We start from the raw sequence: 15,671 nt of genomic DNA on the forward strand, positions 1-15,671 counted from the left end.
AGTGGTACCTCCGGAATCAGGCGGGTGGATCGGACCCAGTCTATCCCCAGGAGCGGGGATCGCGGTTCACGCGCCGGGACGGGTGGCGATCAGGCGGTCGACGACGGCGAGGAGCGACTCCATGTCCACCGATGCGCGGTCCGGTCGCACGTCGCTCGCGGCCCCGAGCGACGCCGCGTGGTACAGCCCGTCGCCGAGGAGCTTGATCGCCTGCGCGGTGGGTGCGTCCCCGAGCGAGTCGACGAGCGTCGCCAGCCAGGCGTTCTCGGTGTCGTCGAGGGTCCGGCCGGCCTCCTCGTAGCCGGCCTGCTGCAGGCGGCTCGCGGCGAGGAGGGCGAGGTCGAGCTCGCTGCCGACGAACTGGCAGTTCCGGACGAAGTAACGGGCGGCCCCGTCCTCGGCGTCACGCATGCGGTCGACGTCGATGGCGGAGAGGTCGGACAGGCGCTCGCACAGGCCCTCGACCAGGGCGGCCTTCGAGCCGAAGTGGTAGAGCAGTCCACCCTTGGAGACCCCGGCCCGGGCGGCCACGGCGTCGAGGGTCGCCGGACGCTCTCCTTCCTCGCACACGATGGCGACGAAGCTGTCCAGGACACGATCGCGGGCGCTTGCCATGCCGGAAGTCTGCCATGGGACGCGCGCGACGCGTGTGCAGCGCACGGGTGCGCAGGCGCCGCGGGCCATCCTCCGCGGCGCCTGCGGGTCTGGTCAGCCCTTCAGCGCCCCCGCCGCGATGTTCGCGATGAAGTGCCTCGAGCCGATGATGAACACCCCGATGAGCGGGAACACGCTGATCACCGCGCCGGCCATCACCGAGCCGAGGTCGGTCGCGTTCACCGAGCTCAGCGAGGCGAGCGCCACCTGCAGCGTCTGGCCCTTCGGGTCGATCAGCACGATGAGCGGCCACACGTAGTCGTTCCACGCCGTGATGAAGGTGAAGATGCCGAGGAAGGCCAGGCCGCCGCGGAGCATGGGCACCGCGATCGACCACCAGGTCCGGAAGAACCCGGCGCCGTCCACGCGGGCGGAGTCGATCACCTCGTTCGGGATGGACCCCGTCGCGAACTGGCGGAGGAGGAAGATGCCGAACGCGTTCGCCGCCCCGGGGACGATGAGCGCCTGGAGTCCGCCGATCCAGCCGAGGTTCGCCATGAGCACGAAGCTCGGCACGAGCGACAGGCTGCCGGGGACGAGGAACGTCGCCAGCATCACGGTGAACAGGGAGCGCTTGAACGGGAACTCGTACTTCGCGAACGCGAACGCCGCCAGCGAGTCGAACAGCATCACGAGGACCGCGGTGCTGCCGGCCACGACGACGGTGTTGCCGAGCGCCCGGAGCATGTCGACGCTGCTGAACACCGTGGCGAGGTTCTGCATGGTGTGGTCGCTGAACCACAGCGACGGCGGGTAGCCGAAGATCTGCGCGTTCGACGACGTCGACATGACGAGCAGCCAGTAGAAGGGGAAGATCGACAGCACGACGCCGACGACGAGGCACAGGTGCGTGACGAGCCGTCCGACCCAGCCGTGCCGGAACCCACGGCGGTGGTCGTCGGGCCGGTCGGTGACCGTGTTCGGTCGCCCGAGGGCGGCGGCGGTGTTCGTGGTCCGGGGTGCGGTGTCGGCGCTCATGCGCGGGATCCCTTCGCGCTGGTCGTGACGGTGCGCGGGGTGCGCAGTCGCCGAGGGGTCTTGAGCCCGTCGCGTTCACTGAGCAGTCGCCAGTTGATGATCGCGAAGACCACGGAGAAGAAGAACAGCACCCAGGCGATCGCCGAGCCGTACCCAAAGTCGAACTGGTTGAACGCCTGGTCGTACTGGTAGAGCACGATCGTCATGCCGGCCTCGTCCGGTCCACCGACAGCCTGTCCGTTGAACAGGATCTGCGGCTCCGTGAAGAGGCCGAGCCCGCCGATCGTGGACGTGATCACCGTGAAGAGGATGACCGGCCGCAGCATCGGGATCGTGATCCGCGTGAAGATCTGCCACGTGTTCGCGCCGTCCACCTTCGCCGCGTCGTACAGCTCCGTCGAGATCGACTGCAGCCCGGCGAGGTAGATGATCGCGTTGTACCCGGTCCACCGCCAGATGACCATCACCGCGATGGTCACCTTGATGCCCCAGTACGACGACAGCCAGCCGACCGGATCGGCACCGACGGCGCGGAGGGCGGCGTTGACGAGCCCGAACCCGTCCGAGAACACCGAGCCGAACACGATGGCCATCGCGACCATGCTCGTGACGTTCGGGATGAAGAACGCGACCCGGTAGAAGCCCTTCGCCCGGATGTTGCCGTGCAGCAGGAACGCGAGCACGAGCGCGAGGAACAGCATCGGGACGGTCGAGATGATCCAGATGATGAAGGTGTTCGCGACGGCGTTCCAGAAGCGCGGGTCGCTGACGAGGTACTGGTACTGCGCGAGCCCGACGAACGCGGGGGAGCCGACGCCGTCCCAGTCGGTGAACGACAGCACGATCGAGAAGACGATCGGGAACAGGCCGAACACGAGGAAGAGCACGTAGAACGGGGCGATCGCCACGTACTGCGGCCAGAAGCGGCGCAGGCTGAACCGGTGCCCGGTCGCCGCGGTCGAGATCGACGCGGTGGGGACGCCCCCGACGACGGGGTTCGCGGTGGTGGCGGTCTGCTCGCGGACCGGGGCGCTCATGCGGCGACCCCGCGCTTCGCGAGGACCCGGTCGGTCTGGTCGAGCGCGTCCTTCCAGGCGCGCTCCGGGTCCTTGCCGGCGGACTCGACGTTCGTGATCTCGGTCGCGAAGGCGCCGATGAACCGCTCGGAGTTCGAGATGTACGTCACGGGGACCTCCGGGGCCGCCTTGCTGAAGAAGTCGAGCGGGTTCTGGTCCCCGAAGAACTCGCCGGGGTTCCGCATGATGCCGTTCTCGAACGACGCGGGGGTCGACGGGAAGAGCTGGATGTCGTTGTAGGTGTGGGACTGGATGTCCGGCCGGGTGATCCACTTGGCGAACGCGACCGCGGCCTCGGGGTCCTTCGACGACTTCGGGACGGCCAGGAACGAGCCGCCGCTGTTCCCGGGTCGCTCGGGCTGGCGGGCGATCCGCCACTTGCCGGAGAGGTCCGGTGCGGTGTCGTGGATGATCTGCGTCCACCACGCGCCCTCGATCTGCCCGGCGACCCGGCCCGCGACCCATCCGGCGTTCTGGTCGGTGCCGGACTGCAGGTTGGCGGTGATGCCGGCGTGGATCGACTCGACGGCGTTCTCCCACGCCTTCCGGATCGAGCTGTCGTCGTCGTGGTAGAGCGGCTGGTCGTCGCGGTCGAAGTACCGCGTCGGGCTCGCGGAGACGAACTGGTTGAAGAGCTGTGTCGCGGTGATGATCGTCGCGGCGCCGGTCTGCTGCTTGATCTGCTTGCCGAAGGTCCGGAAGTCCGCCCAGGTCTGGATCGCCGCGCTCACCTCAACCGGGTCGGTGGGGAGGTCGGCCTTCCGCAGGACCTCCTGGTTGTAGAAGAAGCCGGTGGGACCGGTGTCGACCGGCCAGAAGCACTGCCGCCCGGACGGGGTCCGGCCGAGCGAGAGCTTCCAGTCGTAGTAGGCGGACTGCTCGGTGGCGGAGGGGGCGAAGTCGGTGAAGAGGTCCTCGTCGGGGAAGTAGAGCCAGCAGTTCGAGTTCACCATGAGGACATCGGGGATGAACGCGTTGCCGGCGAGCGCGGTCCGGAACTTCGTGTCGTAGGACGCCCCGCCGATGAGGTCCGGCCGGAGCCGCATCGGTTCGTGGCCGCTGATGCCCCCGGCGGCCTGCTGTAGGAACTTCGGGTCGAGGGACCGGTTCCAGTACCAGAGGACGAGTTCGTCCGGGTCCTTGGAGATGGCGGTGCCGGTGGAACACCCGGCGAGGAGGGTCGCGGAGGCGAGTGCGCCGAGCGCGCCTGCGCCGGCGAGGAACCCCCTCCTGCTGAGCCTGTGCGTTGGTGCTGTCACTGGAGTACCTGCTCTCGTCGTTGAGATGGTGCAGCCGTGGAGCGCTCGACCGTGAACGCTCACGAAGTGGTCAGAGCATGCCCCGGCCGACACGCCGTGTCAAGCATCCACATCGTTGCAGGGGCGGAGGCTGACAGGTACGGTCGTCGGGACCGTGAAGGTTCACGAGACGATAGGGATCCGCATGTCAGCGCAGACCGCGACCACCGCCAGCAGCAGCTCCACGAGCGAGCACGACACCCCGGGCTGGGCCGTCCTCGGCCCCGGTGGGATCGCCCGCCGCTTCCTCTCCCAGCTGCCTGCGAGCGCGGTCGGCGCCACCCTCGTCGCCGCCGGCAGCTCGTCGACCGAGCGTGCGGGCGCGTTCGCGGCCGAGGCCGGCGACCACGGGTTCGCCGACGTCACCGCGGCGTCCTACGACGAGGTGCTCGCCGACCCGCGCGTCGACGCGGTCTACGTCTCGACCGTCCACACCGGCCACGCCGCCCTCGTCCTGGCGGCGCTCGCTGCGGGCAAGGCCGTCCTGTGCGAGAAGCCGCTCTCGCCGAACCACGGCACCTCGATGGCGCTCGCCGATGCCGCACGCCAGGCCGGGCTGCCCCTGCTCGAGGCGTACATGTACCGCTTCCACCCGCAGACCGCGGCCCTGCTCGACCTCGTCCGCCAGGGCGCGATCGGCACCGTGACGCACGTCGATGCCTCGTTCGCGTTCCGCGCGGGCACCCGGTCCGGCCGGCTGTTCGACGTCGACACGGCCGGCGGCGGGATCCTCGACGTCGGCGGGTACCCGGTCACCATGACGGCCGCGATCGTGCAGGCCGCGACCGGTGTGGCCGTCGCCGAGCCCGTCGAGTTCGTCGCCACCGGCACGCTCGGTCCGACCGGGGTCGACGAGTGGACGACGGCCGACGCCACCTACCGCGGGGTCGGCGACCGGCGGATCACGGCCCACCTCCGCACGGGTGTCCGCGTGCAGGACGACAACGCCGTGGTCGTGCACGGCACCACCGGGAAGATCACGCTGACCGATCCGTGGACCCTCGGCGACGACCCCACCATCGAGGTCAGCACGGTGGACGAGGATCCGCGCACGCTGTCCTTCGCCGGCGCGCGCCCCTACGCGCTCGAGGCCGACGCGACCACGGCGGCCCTCGCGGCCGGTCGCGTCGACGCCCCCGAGTTCACGCTCGACGAGTCCCTCGCCACCGCGCGCACCCTCGACCGGTGGCGCGCGGCGATCGGCCTGCGCTTCCCGTTCGAGGCCGAGACCGCCGACATCCCCACCGTCAGCGGCCGTCCGCTCACGGTCGCCGCGCACGAGCCGGACCGCGCGGACAACCCGATGCGCTACGGCGACGTCGCCGGTGTCGGCAAGCGGATGTCCCGCCTGGTCATGGGCGTCGACAACCAGCCCGACCTGGCGCACGCGAGCGCCATCTTCGACCTGTTCGTCGAGCAGGGCGGCAACGTCTTCGACACCGGGTACATCTACGGCGGTGGTGTGCTCGAGGGACGGCTCGGCAAGTGGATCCAGAACCGTGGTGTCCGCGAGGACGTCGTCGTGATCACCAAGGGCGCGCACACGCCGTTCTGCGACCCGGAGTCGCTCAGCCGCCAGCTGCTCGAGAGCCTCGAGCGTCAGGGCACCGACTACGCGGACATCTACATGATGCACCGCGACGACGAGGACATCCCGGTGGGGGAGTTCGTCGACGTCCTCGACGAGCACCGTCGCGCCGGACGCATCCGCGTGTACGGCGGGTCGAACTGGACACCTGCGCGCTTCGACGAGGCGAACGCCTACGCCCGGGCGAACGGCAGGCACGAGTTCGAGGTCCTCAGCAACCACTTCGGGCTGGCCGAGGCGTACGACGTCCCGTGGGCCGGGTGCCGCCACGCGACGGACGCGGCGTCGAAGCAGTGGCTCGAGGAGCGTCAGGTGCCGCTGCTGCCGTGGTCCTCGCAGGCGCGTGGGTTCTTCACGGGCCGTGCGAAGCCGGAGGACACGAGCGACGCCGAGCTCGTGCGCTGCTACTACAGCGACGAGAACTTCGAGCGGCTCCGTCGTGCGTCGGAGCTCGGTGAGCGGTTCGGGGTGCCGGCGACGGCGATCGCCCTCGCGTACGTCCTGCACCAGCCCTTCCCCACCTTCCCGCTCTTCGGACCGCGTACGATCGCGGAAGCCCGGTCGTCCATGACCGGCCTCTCCGTCGACCTCACTCCGGAACAGGTGGCATGGCTGGACCTCCGCGACTGACCGAACCCGTTCCCGCACCCGGTGGCCGGGCGACGATCATCGACGTCGCCGCGGCCGCCGGGGTGTCCCGGCAGACGGTCACCCGCGCGATGAACGGCATGTCCGGCATCAGCGCGGCGACGAAGGAGCGCGTGCTCGCCGCCGCCGAGGCGCTGGACTACCGGCCGTCCCGCTTCGGCCGCGGACTCGTCACCGGCGGCGACCACCAGCTCGGGCTCGTCGTGAACGACCTGCGCAACCCGTACACCCCGCAGCTCGCCTCGGCCGTGTTCCGGCTCGCCGCCGAGCAGGGCTGGAACGTCATGCTCGCCGACGTCGACCTGGCGAGCGACGCCGACCGGATGGTGCAGGCGCTCGGCGCGCAGACCGACGTCGTCATCGGGTACCTCGGTTCGCGGCGCGAGCGCTGGCGGGAGCTCCTCGGCAGCGTACCCATGGTCGAGCTCGACCCCTACTCCGAGCCCGCGACGGGCGCCGTCTGGATCGACCCCGCCGACGCGATCGAGGTCCTCGCCGACCACCTGGTCGCCACCGGCGTCCGGCACCCGGTGGTGCTCGACAACTCGTCGCCGGGGCACGCGAGCGTCCGCGGGACCCTCATGATGGACGCCCTGGAGCGGCGCGGGTACCTCCCCGAGCTCGTGCACGCCGACCACGGCACGGCGGAGTGCGGTGCCGAGGAGACCACCCGGATCCTCGCGCGCCGGCGGCGGCAGGACGCGATCCTCGCCTTCAACGACGTCATGGCCCTCGGCGTGCTGCAGGCGTGCCGGCGAGCCGGCGTCGACGTCCCCGGAGACGTGCGCGTCGTGGGGGTGGACGGCCTGCCGCTCGGCTCGCTCGTGTCTCCGACCCTCAGCACCCTGGCCGTCGACCTCGACGCGGTCGCGCGCGAGGCGCTCGACCTCGCCCTCGGGATGCTCGCCGGCGAGCTGCCGCGTCAGGGTGACGCGGTGCAGCGCACGGTCCGGCACCGGCTGCTCCTGCGCGAGTCGGCCTGACGACCGGGCCCCGACCCGAACGCGACCAGCGACGGGCAGGAGGCGCGGTGCGGGCCCGCACCGTCCCTCCTGTCCGGCGGTCAGTTGCATTTGCAACCAACACCGTCCAGACGGTACACTAACGGAGTCCTGACGCGACGCGTGTCCACACCGCGCCCCGTCCGGTCCGTTCGTCAGTACCGCCGTCGACCTGGTCCGGCTCGAAGTCCCTGGAGTCACCGTGTCCGCCCTGCTCACCAGCCCCGTCGCCACCGCCGTCACCGGCAGCCGCACCCGCCGGTTCGCCGCCCTCGCGGTGCTCATGATGCCCGTCCTCCTCATCTCGGTGGACAACACCATCCTGAGCTTCGCGCTGCCGTCGATCTCCCGCGCCCTCAACCCGGACGCCACGACGCAGCTCTGGATCGTCGACGCGTACCCGCTGGTCCTCGCCGGACTCCTCGTCGTGATGGGCAGCATCGGCGACCGCATCGGGCGTCGCCGGATCCTCGTCATCGGCGCCAGCGGCTTCGCGCTGTTCTCCGTCGCCGCGGCCTTCGCGACCGACGCCTGGATGCTCGTCGCCGCCCGCATCGTGATGGGTGTCTTCGGCGCGATGCTCATGCCGGCGACCCTGTCGATCATCCGCAACGTCTTCGTGCACGCAGGGGAGCGGCGGATGGCGCTGGCCGTCTGGTCGACCATGTTCGCGGCGGGCAACGCGCTCGGACCGCTCGTCGGCGGCGCCCTCCTCGCGCACTTCCACTGGGGCGCGGTGTTCCTCGTCGCGGTGCCGATCCTCGTCGTGATGCTCGTCGCCGTGCCGTTCTGCGTCCCCGAGTCCCGCGACCCGAACCCGGGGCCGGTCGACGTGCCGAGCATGTTCCTGTCGCTCGGTGCCCTCGCCCCGATCGCCTGGGCCATCAAGTCCGTCGTGCACCCCGAGGAGCGGGGCTTCGCGATCGCGATGCTCGCCGTCGGCGTGCTGTGCGGCATCGCGTTCGTGCGTCGACAGCTCCGTTCACGGACCCCGATGCTCGACCTCCGACTGTTCCGGAGCACCGCGTTCACGGGCAGCGTGCTCATGAACATGACGGCGATGTTCTCGCTGACCGGGTTCCTGTTCTTCATCGCCCAGCACCTGCAGCTCGTCGCCGGGCTCGACCCGTTCGCCTCCGGCATCGTGCTCGTCCCGGGATCGGTCCTCACGATCGTCGCCGGGCTCGCGGTCGTGCCGATCGTCGCGCGGGTCGCTCCGCGCTGGGTCGTCGCGGTGTCGCTGCTGTTCTCGGCGGCCGCGTACGCCATGGTCGCGGCCCTCGGGCACCACGCCTCGATCGTGGCCCTGGCGTTCGCGTTCGTCCTGCTCGGCATCGGGATCGGTGCCTCCGAGACCGTGACGAACGACCTCATCATCTCGACGGCTCCGGCGGACAAGGCCGGTGCGGCCTCGGCGATGTCCGAGACGGCGTACGAGATCGGTGCCGTGCTCGGGACGGCGGTGCTCGGGACGATCCTCGCCACCGCCTACCGCGCGCACGTCGTGGTGCCGGACGGCCTGTCGTCGTCGGCGCACACCGCCGCGCAGGAGACCCTCGGCGGCGCGGTGTCGGCGGCGTCGTCCCTCGGCGGGTCGGCGGGGCAGGCGCTGCTGGAGTCCGCGCGGGCCGCGTTCGACTCCGGCGTCACGGTCACGGCCGGCGTCGCGGCGCTCCTGATGGTCGTCGCGGCCGCCGGTGCGGTCGTGATGCTGAAGCGCCGGTAGCCCCGCGCCGCCGCGCTCGGTGAGCAGCCGCGCTTGGTGAGCAGGAATGGTCGGGTCCCCGCGAGCGACCCGACCATTCCTGCTCACCACGTCGCGCTCGCGGTGCCGATCGTCACGTCACGCGGGGTCACACGGCACGCCCGGGATCGGACGAACCTGGGAATCGTTGACCTCAACCTTGGTTGAGGTCATACGTTGGGACGTGGTCGCGCAGCCGCGGCCATCCCCAGCGAAGGAACGACGACGACTCCCATGCCCGACGAAGCCCCGGCGACCATCGCGGACGCCTACAAGGCCGCCTTCCGTGGACACCCTGCCGGTGTCGCCGTCATCACCGCCGAAGGCCCCGACGGCCCGACGGGCCTCACCGCGTCGAGTGTCGCGAGCGTCGCGATCGACCCGCCGGTCCTCGTGTTCTCGCTGTCCACCAACTCCGGGTCGGCCGGTGTCGTGCTGGGGGCGCCGATCTTCGTCGTGCACCTCGTCGACTCGCTCGGCGTCGGCCTCGCCCGTCGCTTCGCCTCCACCGGCAGCCCGGCGGCCGACGACCCGATCTGGGGCACCCTGCCGTCCGGCGACCGCTACCTGCCGAGTGCCGCGAGCGCCCTGCGCTGCCGACCGCTGTCGACCACGCCGATCGGCTCGTCGACCGTCGTCGTCGCCGAGGTCCTCGACATCGTCGTCGGCCTCGAGCGGGGCGAGCCGCTGGTCTACCACAACCGGGAATTCCACTCCCTCACCGATCGTTCCCGGCTCTCGTGAGCCGCGGAGCACCATCCGCACACCACTGATCGAAAGGAACTCACATGGCTGAGTACACCCTGCCGGAGCTGCCGTACGACTACGCCGCACTCGAGCCGCACATCAGCGGCAAGATCATGCAGCTGCACCACGACAAGCACCACCAGACCTACGTGACGGGTGCCAACACCGCGCTCGAGCAGCTCGCCGAGGCCCGTGAGTCGGGCAACCTCGCGAACGTGAACAAGCTCGAGAAGGACCTCGCGTTCAACCTCGGTGGCCACGTCAACCACTCGATCTTCTGGACGAACCTCGGCCCGGACACCAAGGTCCCCGAGGGCGAGCTCGCCGCCGCGATCGACGAGTTCTTCGGCTCGTTCGAGAAGTTCCAGGCCCAGTTCACCGCCGTCGCCACGGGCATCCAGGGTTCCGGCTGGTCCGTCCTCGCCTGGGACACCGTCGGGCAGAAGCTCACGACCTTCCAGCTCTTCGACCAGCAGGCCAACGTGCCCTTCGGTCTCGTGCCGATCTTCATGCTCGACATGTGGGAGCACGCGTTCTACCTCGACTACCTCAACGTCAAGGCGGACTACGTCAAGGCCGTCTGGAACATCGTCGACTGGGAGAACGTCGCCGCGCGCTTCGCGAACGCGAAGTCGCAGCGCTTCGTCACGCTCTGAAGCGGACGGGGCGGGTCACGATGGTGACCCGGTGACGGACGGGAGGCGCGGTGCCGGCTGGCACCGCGCCTCCCGTCCGTCGTCGGTGCCGTCGACCGATCAGGCCGGCTGGAACTGCGTTCGTGCGACCAGCTCGTGGGCGATCGCGCGCAGCGCGGCGTCGGACGCGGTGTGTTCCGGGTCGACGAGCGTGCCCCACTGCACGCCCCGTGCGGCGAGGACGGCGCTCTGCGCCGCGTGCTCGGCGTCGGTGCCGTCGAAGCCGTGCTCAACGCACCAGGCGGCGATGGCGGCGACCTGCGCGCGGTGCAGCCGGTGCTGGTGATCGCGTCCGTCGAGCGACTCGACCGCGCCGAGTTCGAAGGTCAGCCGTGCGGCGAGCGACCGGTCCGGTTCGTCGAGTCCGCCGAACACCGCGACGAGGTGGTCGGCCAGACCGGCGTCGTCGGTGCGGGGGTCGAGCGTGGTGTCGGTGGCGGCTGCCGAGAGGTGGTCGACGACGGCGTCGATGAGCGCGTCGCGTGAGCCGAAGTGGTAGACGATCGGGTACGCGCTCGATCCGAGGACGCGGCCGAGGCTCCGGACCGAGACGTCCTCGAGCTTGGTGTCGTGCAGGTGCTCGACCACCTTCGCGATGATCGCCGGCTTGAGCGTCGGGTCGGGCTTGCGGGGCATGGCGTCTCCAACGAGCGAGATGGGCAGTACGCGACAGTTCACATACGAGTCACGAGTATATCACCGCACCATCCACGTGAGGGCCGCGGATCGGGCCCTGCATGTCCGATCGTGGTCAATAATCGGAGTTTTACTCGATTTCGCGTATGATGTGCGCGATGTCCATGCCTCCAGAGCGCCCTGCGGCCCCGTCACGGCCCGAGGCACCCCGTGCCGGACGGGCGGTCGCAGGCCGTCGTCGCGGCGCGGGGAAGCGCTTCCTCGTCGTCGGCGACGTCCTCGACGGCGTCCTGGTCCAGACCACCGCGGCGAGCATGGGGTCGCACGATCCGGCAGCGGTCATCCGTCACCGCCCGGTCGGCGCCGCGGGCAACGCGGCCACGTGGCTCGGTTGGCTCGGTGCCGAGGTCGACCTCGTCGGCCGGGTCGGTGTCGACGACGTCTACCGGCACGAGCGCTCCCTCGGTGACGCCGGGGTGCGGGCGCACATCCGCTACGACGCGCGGACGGCGACCGGGGCGGTCGTGTCGGTGCGCAATGCGAACGGTCGCACCGCGATGTCCGACCCCGCGGCCAGTGGCGTGCTCTCGGCGGAGGACCTGCCGCTCGACCTCGTCGCTCGGGCCGACATCGTGCACCTGACCGGCTCGGCGATGCTCGGCGGCGGCGGACCCGACCGGATCGCGGCGTTGATCGCCCGGGCCCGGTCCGGTCCGGCGCGGGTGACGCTCGACCCCTCGTCCGCCGCCGTCGTGCGCGCCGTGGGCCCGTCGGAGTTCCTCGAGGCCCTGTCCGGTCTCGACGCCCTCTTCCCGAGCGCCGAGGAGGCCGCGGCGCTGACCGGGGCGCCGACCGTCGACGAGGCGATCGCGGTGCTCACCGAACACGTGCCGCTCGTCGTGGTCACGATGGGGACCGACGGGGTCCTGCTCGGTCGGCGCGGGCGGAGTCCCCAGCCGGTGCCGATCACGCCGGCGACGGTGGTCGACACGCTCGGCGCGGGCGACGCGTTCGCGGCTGGGTTCCTCCGTGCCTGGGCGACGGACCCGGTGCGGGTCGCCGCCGCCGCGCGCGAGGGCACCCGGGTCGCGGCGCGGGCGCTCGGGTTCGTGGGCGGTCGCCCGCCGGTCTGACGTCCGGTCCCGGCGTCGTTCCACGCTGGCGCGTTCCGGCCGTCGCGGGTCAGCGCTCGCTGGGCTCGGCCCGGACCACCAGGGTCTGCACCAACCCGGCCGCGAGGGGCGCCAGCCGGATCTCGACGCGCAGTCGCCCGGTCGTCCCGGGCAGCCACCACCGCAGGTGCGACGGAGCCGACGACTGCTCGTCCACCGGTGCCGCGCCGAGGTCGGCACCGACCTGGGCCACGGCGTCCGCGATCACCCGGCGTCGCCGTTCGTAGGGCACGTCCATCGCCACGTTCGGCGTGCAGATCGCGTCCGCCAGGTCGTCGTCCCAGTCGGCCAGCAGCCGCGTCACGGCCGCCTGCGCCACCCGCGTCGCGTGGACGGTCGGGGTTGTGCCGGGAACAGGCGCGGAGGAACCGTCCGTCCGGGCGGCCAACACGACGTCGAGCGCACGGTCGGCGGCAGCCGAGACCTTCGCCTGCGTCGCGTTCTCGAACGCGACGACACCGATGCCGTCTCGGGCAGACCACCGCATGTGCGCCGAGAACCCCGGGTAGCCACCGGAGTGCGACACGAGTTCGCCGAACACCGGGTCCTGCTCGACGAAGAGGCCGAACCCGTACGCGGTCGCACGGGTCGAGGTCGGGACCACCGCTGCGGGGACGACGCGCATCGCCTGCTGCATGAGCCGGCGGTCGGCGGGGGAGACCGGTCCGGCCTCCGGGTCGTCGGAGAACGCCGACGCGAGGTGGCGTCCCCAGCGGGCGAGGTCGGTGACCGTCGAGAAGAGGCCGCCGATCGACGAGAACGCGCCGGGACCGGTCAGCGGCAGCGGCTCCCAGTCGCCCACACCCGCGCCGTCGCTGGCTGGGCGGACGCCCGTGACCACGTGGCCGTGGGCGTCCTCGGCGCGGAAGACGGTTTTCCCGAGGCCGAGGGGACGCAGCACGAGGTCCGTCGCGACCTCGGTGAAGGGCCGCCCCGCGACGACCGCGATCGCCCGACCGAGCAGCGCGTACCCGGTGTTCGAGTAGGCGAACCGTGTCCCCGGGACCGAGTCGAACAGCAGGCCGGCGCGGAGGACGTCGTCGAACTCGGCGTCGGAGAGGGACTCCTGCCGGTCCGCCCAGGGGTCGTCGGTGGGGAAGCCGCCCGACATCGTCAGGAGCATGCGGAGCGTCGGCACGGGGGAGTCGGCGGTGGGCAGCGCGACGTCGGCGAAGGCGGGCACGAAGTCGGTGATGGGGTCGTCCAGCCGGACCCGGCCGTCCGCCACCAGGGCGAGCAGGGTCGCCGCCGTCACGCTCTTCGTGCACGAGGCGATCCGGTGGACGGTGTGCGCGTCGGGGGCGAGGCCGTCGCCGCGGTCGCCGTGTCCGCCCGACGCCACCAGGCCCGCGCGGTCGAACACGCCCCAGACACTGCTGGGCGCGACGCCCCGTTCGACCCGGTCACGGAACAGCGTGTCGACCTCGGCGATCGTCCGCGCGTCGATCCCGCTCACGATCGACGCATCCGGTCGTACGCGTCGAGGGCCCGCTGCTGGGTCTCCTTGAGGTCGAGCATCGGCTCGGGGCGGTCTTCGTCGGCGGGGACCCACCGGTGCACGTACTCACGGTGCGGGTCGAACCGCTCGAGCTGGCGGTCCGGGTTGAACACGCGGAAGTACGGTGCCGCGTCGAACCCGGAGCCCGCGACCCACTGCCAGTTCGCCGCGTTGTTGGCGGAGTCGGCGTCCACCAGGGTGTCCCAGAACCACTGCTCGCCGACACGCCAGTCGACCAGCATGTTCTTCACGAGGAAGCTGGCCGTCGCGAGGCGGACACGGTTGTGCATCGCGCCCGAGTGCCAGAGCTCCCGCATGCCGGCGTCGACGAGGTCGAACCCCGTCGTGCCGTGCCGCCAGCGGTCGACCTCGGCGTCGGGTGCGTCCCGCCACGGGAACGCGTCGAACTCGCGTCGGACGTTCACCGAGGTGATGTCCTCGCAGTGGAAGTACTCGTGCCAGTTGAACTCGCGCCACGCGAGCTGCCGGAGGAACGCCGACGCGTTCTTCCGCTGCTCGGGCTCGAGCTCGCCGTGCAGGCGGTGCCAGACCTGGTAGGGGCTGACCTCGCCCCAGCGCAGGTGCGGGGAGAGGTCGCTCGTCGCTGCCATCGCGGGTTCGTCCCGCTGGTCGTAGTCCTCGAGCGCGTGGGTCACGAAGTGCTCGAGTCGCCGGTGCGCACCCCGTTCGCCGGGTTCCCAGGCATCACGGAGTCCGCCGGCCCAGTCCGGGTGGGTCGGCAGCAGCCCTCAGTCGTCGAGGTCGTCGCTCGCCGTGTCGGCGGGTGCCGGCAGGTCCCGCGGCTTCGGCAGGGGGTGGCGGGGTTCCGGCATGGCCTGGGCCGCACGCCAGAACGGCGTGAACACCTTGTACGGCTCGCCCTGACCGGTGAGGACGGTCCACGGTTCCCAGAGCAGGGCCGCGGCGAAGCTGTGCGCCTCGGTCCCCGCGTCGGTGAGGGCCGACTTGATCCCCGCGTCGAGGTCCCGTTCGGCCCGGCCGTAGCGTCGGTTCCAGAACACCGCGTCGGCGCCGGTGTCGGACACCAGCGCGTGGACGACGTCGGCCGCGGGCCCGCGGCGGAGGACGAGTCGTGACCCACGGTCGCGGAGCTCGGCGTCGAGCGCGGTGAGGGAGTGGTGCAGCCACCACCGGGCCGCCGCACCGATCGGGCGGATGCCGGCGGACTCCTCGTCGAGGACGTACACGACGGTGACCGCGCCGCCGTGGTCGATCGCGGCACGGAGGGCCGGGTTGTCCGCGAGACGGAGGTCGTCGCGGAGCCAGACCAGGGCGCCGGTCACCGTGCCGCCACGTCGACGTCGGACATCGTCCGGGGGCCGCGACGGGACGTCGACGCCCCGGCGGCGGTGCGGAGCTTCGTGCAGAGTTCGGTGAGTGTCCGGAGCTCGGCTTCGTCGAGCCCGGCACCGACCTGGTCGACGATGGTCTGCGCGTGCTGGACGGCGACCGCCCGGTAGACGTCGAAGCCGTGCGGGGTGAGGGCGACGATGACCCCGCGGGCATCGGCGGGGTCGGGCTGCTTCTCGACGATGCCGCGGGCGGTGAGCCGGTCGACCAGGCGGCTGACGCTCGGCTGGGTGAGCAGCAGGTGGCTGGTCAGTTCCCGCATCCGGCAGCGTCGCCCGGGCTGGGTGGAGAGGTTGAAGCAGACGTCGTACTCGTTGAACGAGATCTCGCCGCCGGGGAAGTCGGCGTTGAGTGCCCGCATGACGGTCACCTGTGCGCGGAAGAGCGCTTCCCAGGCGGCGACGGCGGTCGCCTTCTCGCTGCGGCGTGGCTCGTTCACGGTCCCGCTCCCTCTGGTCGTACGGTCATGCCACACTACCGACGGCCTCGGACACCGGATGCCGCTGACGCGCATCCGTGTCCCCCGCAACGCACGAGGGCCGCCCGCCGGTTGCCCGGCGGACGG

Annotated in this window: 13 protein-coding genes and 1 pseudogene; 6 read left to right on the plus strand and 8 right to left on the minus strand. The window is 71.2% G+C overall.

Going from position 1 to position 15,671, the window contains the following annotated elements; all coding sequences use genetic code 11:
- Window positions 1-66: 66 nt before the first annotated feature.
- The 4 genes from ACQXVK_RS11345 to ACQXVK_RS11360 form a co-directional block, all read right to left on the minus strand.
- A complete protein-coding gene (locus ACQXVK_RS11345; RefSeq protein WP_022906223.1) occupies window positions 67-615 on the minus strand; it encodes a TetR/AcrR family transcriptional regulator in 549 nt (182 codons plus the stop codon).
- A 93-nt stretch (window positions 616-708) separates the two neighbouring features.
- The gene (locus tag ACQXVK_RS11350) at window positions 709-1,632 is read right to left on the minus strand and encodes a carbohydrate ABC transporter permease (RefSeq protein ID WP_022906222.1); all 924 of its coding nucleotides are present in this window, start codon (window positions 1,630-1,632) and stop codon (window positions 709-711) included.
- Window positions 1,629-2,669, minus strand: coding sequence for a carbohydrate ABC transporter permease (locus ACQXVK_RS11355; protein ID WP_430853622.1), 1,041 nt, complete (start codon window positions 2,667-2,669; stop codon window positions 1,629-1,631). The genes ACQXVK_RS11350 and ACQXVK_RS11355 overlap by 4 nt, the downstream gene beginning before the upstream one ends.
- Window positions 2,666-3,967, minus strand: coding sequence for an extracellular solute-binding protein (locus ACQXVK_RS11360; protein WP_430853623.1), 1,302 nt, complete (start codon window positions 3,965-3,967; stop codon window positions 2,666-2,668). The genes ACQXVK_RS11355 and ACQXVK_RS11360 overlap by 4 nt, the downstream gene beginning before the upstream one ends.
- Before the next feature lie 184 nt (window positions 3,968-4,151).
- Here ACQXVK_RS11360 and ACQXVK_RS11365 point away from each other — a divergent pair, with 184 nt between their 5' ends.
- The 5 genes from ACQXVK_RS11365 (at window position 4,152) to ACQXVK_RS11385 (ending at window position 10,390) form a co-directional block, all read left to right on the plus strand.
- Window positions 4,152-6,224 (plus strand): aldo/keto reductase, encoded by a 2,073-nt coding sequence (locus ACQXVK_RS11365; RefSeq protein WP_430853624.1) that lies wholly within the window; start codon window positions 4,152-4,154, stop codon window positions 6,222-6,224.
- Complete coding sequence (locus tag ACQXVK_RS11370) at window positions 6,203-7,225, plus strand: LacI family DNA-binding transcriptional regulator (RefSeq protein WP_430853625.1); 1,023 nt, start codon at window positions 6,203-6,205, stop codon at window positions 7,223-7,225. Before ACQXVK_RS11365 ends, ACQXVK_RS11370 begins: the two co-directional genes overlap by 22 nt.
- 220 nt (window positions 7,226-7,445) lie before the next feature.
- Window positions 7,446-8,969, plus strand: a complete 1,524-nt coding sequence (locus ACQXVK_RS11375; protein ID WP_402269228.1) for an MFS transporter — start codon at window positions 7,446-7,448, stop codon at window positions 8,967-8,969.
- 252 nt (window positions 8,970-9,221) lie between these two features.
- Complete coding sequence (locus ACQXVK_RS11380) at window positions 9,222-9,731, plus strand: flavin reductase family protein (RefSeq protein WP_402269230.1); 510 nt, start codon at window positions 9,222-9,224, stop codon at window positions 9,729-9,731.
- 44 nt (window positions 9,732-9,775) lie between these two features.
- Window positions 9,776-10,390 carry a superoxide dismutase gene (locus tag ACQXVK_RS11385; protein WP_079236628.1) on the plus strand — a complete coding sequence of 205 codons (615 nt, stop codon included), beginning with the start codon at window positions 9,776-9,778 and terminating at the stop codon, window positions 10,388-10,390.
- A 99-nt stretch (window positions 10,391-10,489) separates the two neighbouring features.
- Here the strand turns inward: ACQXVK_RS11385 and ACQXVK_RS11390 are convergent, their stop codons facing one another.
- Window positions 10,490-11,065, minus strand: coding sequence for a TetR/AcrR family transcriptional regulator (locus ACQXVK_RS11390; RefSeq protein WP_022908643.1), 576 nt, complete (start codon window positions 11,063-11,065; stop codon window positions 10,490-10,492).
- A gap of 158 nt (window positions 11,066-11,223) precedes the next feature.
- Here ACQXVK_RS11390 and ACQXVK_RS11395 point away from each other — a divergent pair, with 158 nt between their 5' ends.
- A complete protein-coding gene (locus ACQXVK_RS11395; protein WP_402269235.1) occupies window positions 11,224-12,198 on the plus strand; it encodes a carbohydrate kinase family protein in 975 nt (324 codons plus the stop codon).
- A 49-nt stretch (window positions 12,199-12,247) separates the two neighbouring features.
- On the opposite strand, the gene ACQXVK_RS11400 is transcribed toward ACQXVK_RS11395, so the two are convergent.
- The 3 genes and pseudogenes from ACQXVK_RS11400 to ACQXVK_RS11410 form a co-directional block, all read right to left on the minus strand.
- On the minus strand, window positions 12,248-13,693 hold the full coding sequence (locus tag ACQXVK_RS11400) for a serine hydrolase domain-containing protein (protein ID WP_430853626.1): 1,446 nt from the start codon (window positions 13,691-13,693) through the stop codon (window positions 12,248-12,250).
- A pseudogene (locus tag ACQXVK_RS11405) lies at window positions 13,690-15,039 on the minus strand (cryptochrome/photolyase family protein). Before ACQXVK_RS11405 ends, ACQXVK_RS11400 begins: the two are co-directional and overlap by 4 nt.
- The gene (locus tag ACQXVK_RS11410) at window positions 15,036-15,545 is read right to left on the minus strand and encodes a MarR family winged helix-turn-helix transcriptional regulator (protein WP_430853627.1); all 510 of its coding nucleotides are present in this window, start codon (window positions 15,543-15,545) and stop codon (window positions 15,036-15,038) included. The pseudogene ACQXVK_RS11405 and the gene ACQXVK_RS11410 overlap by 4 nt, the downstream one beginning before the upstream one ends.
- Between the last annotated feature and the right edge of the window lie 126 nt (window positions 15,546-15,671).

The sequence above is a fragment of the Curtobacterium sp. AB451 genome (genome assembly GCF_050585845.1).
Lineage (GTDB): Bacteria > Actinomycetota > Actinomycetes > Actinomycetales > Microbacteriaceae > Curtobacterium.